This is a genomic window from Streptomyces sp. NPDC057445, assembly GCF_042802855.1.
Lineage (GTDB): Bacteria > Actinomycetota > Actinomycetes > Streptomycetales > Streptomycetaceae > Streptomyces.
This window is the reverse complement of the sequence record NZ_JBHVDH010000064.1, coordinates 1-1,739: the sequence shown is the minus strand read 5'-3', so window position 1 is coordinate 1,739 and position 1,739 is coordinate 1. Positions and strand designations below refer to the sequence as shown.

Genomic DNA, 1,739 nt, shown 5'->3' with positions numbered 1-1,739 from the left:
ACCGCGTCCCGGGCCGGTCCTGGACCATCCGGCTGACCGGCCACAGCGACAGGACCGCCACCGTCGCCTGCTCCACCGCCGCATGCCGGATGCCGGCCCGCTCCAAGAACATCACCGACCTCCGCGCCTTCGCTGCCGCCCACGCCGGCGCCCACGCACGCGCGGCCACCGTCCGCCCCCACGCTTCCTGCCACTGCCGCGCCCGGCAGTGCGCCGGCCACGCAGAGCAGCGGGTCCACTGCGCTGGAGCAGTCGTCCTCGTCGTGCGGCACGATGCGACCGTCGGCCGGGTCTGGACGATCGCCGAAGTCTGCGAGACCTGCGCACCGCTCCTGCCCCACGCCCGCATCGTCGCCCGCGCCCAGCGCCCCCGCAAAGCCGCCGCCGAACCCGCCAAGGCCGTTCCCGCCCCGGCCCGTTCAAGCGTGCCGCAGGGATTCTCCGCACCCTCCCCGCAGGGCGGCGCTGATGCGCCCGGCAACCGTCCCCGCCGCACCCAAGCGCTGCGCACTGGTGGCCGCCGCCGGATGGGCCGTCCCGGCTAGAGTCCTGCGCCACCCACGCGGCGCCCGGTAACCGTCTCCCGCACCGGCACGCCGCGCCCCCCTGCGGCTGGATCAACCGTCCCGGCTAGAGCCCGGCCCCGCGCCGACCGGCGACGGTCAGGAGCCCCGGCTACCAGGACCAGTGCACGAAGCCGTCCATGCCCACAGGCACAGACGGGATGTGGTCGAGCCAGCCCATGCCCGCGGGCATGGGCGGGCCGCAGTCCAATTCCGCCAGGTGCAGGCCAGGGAGGTACTGGGGCTCGCCGAACAGTGCACACAACTCCCCCAGCACTTCGTCGCCGGGCTCGGCTCCGGTGTCCGGGACCAGCGCCCGCACGGATACCTCCAGACCGGTCAGATGGTCCTCGTCGACCACCAGGTCCATGTGGACGACCATGACCGGGCTGCCCCCGGCGGACCGTGCCAGATCCCTCGCCCAGCACACCGTGACGAGGTCCGGCCGGCCCTGGGGCGCGCTGACGGTGAACCCGCGCGTGGCGTATGCGGCATGCAGCCGCTGCCAGTCCAGCGGCTCGCTGACATAGCCCAGGCTGCGCCCGTACAGCAGGTCGCAGCCCTCCAGGCGCCCGTCGAACTCTGCGCGTACCCACGCCGGCACGGGGGAGTGGGGCCCGAACGCCCAGCGCACCCGCCGGCCAGGTCCGGCACAGGCGACGAGCTCGTCCTGTATGCCCACGCACTGCACCATCTGCCGATCGGTCATCCTCACCCGGCAACAGCTCCCCACCCCTGCTCGATGGCTTCGCCGACCAGGACGTGTGGGAAGACCACCGGCCACGTCAGCACTCATCCGGGGCCCGACTGCCCCCCGGGGTCATCGTGAGCGGCCCGGAGCTCCGCGCGCAGGGCAGCGGCCATAGGCATCCCGCCTCGCGGGAAAGCGCAGACGATGCACCACGCCATGCTCCCGCCGCACGGAACACCCGCCGGCCCTCAACGCCGCCCGCCCAAGCGCAGGGGCAAGCTGCCGTCAGCCGCCCGTTGTACGCGGCCTGATCGGGCAGTCCAGGAGAAAGGCCCCGGCTTGAGCGAGCAGCCGCCACACCCGCGTACCGAAAGCCTCCTGGCCCTGCGGGGCTTCAGGGTGATGATGCCTGATCCCAGACTTTACACAATCAATCACAGTGATGCACACCTCTCGTGCAAGTTGTTCATCGAGGTGATGCTTCG

2 protein-coding genes are annotated in these 1,739 nt (G+C 72.4%); one reads left to right on the top strand and one right to left on the bottom strand.

What is annotated here, in order from left to right; all coding sequences use genetic code 11:
• Nucleotides 1-545 (top strand): hypothetical protein (locus ACFU5O_RS37435; RefSeq protein ID WP_384247493.1); only part of this gene is annotated, 545 nt, incomplete at its 5' end.
• 130 nt (nucleotides 546-675) lie between these two features.
• On the opposite strand, the gene ACFU5O_RS37430 is transcribed toward ACFU5O_RS37435, so the two are convergent.
• Entirely contained in the window at nucleotides 676-1,245 is a 570-nt protein-coding gene (locus ACFU5O_RS37430; RefSeq protein ID WP_384247490.1) for a hypothetical protein, read from the bottom strand.
• Nucleotides 1,246-1,739 lie beyond the last annotated feature (494 nt).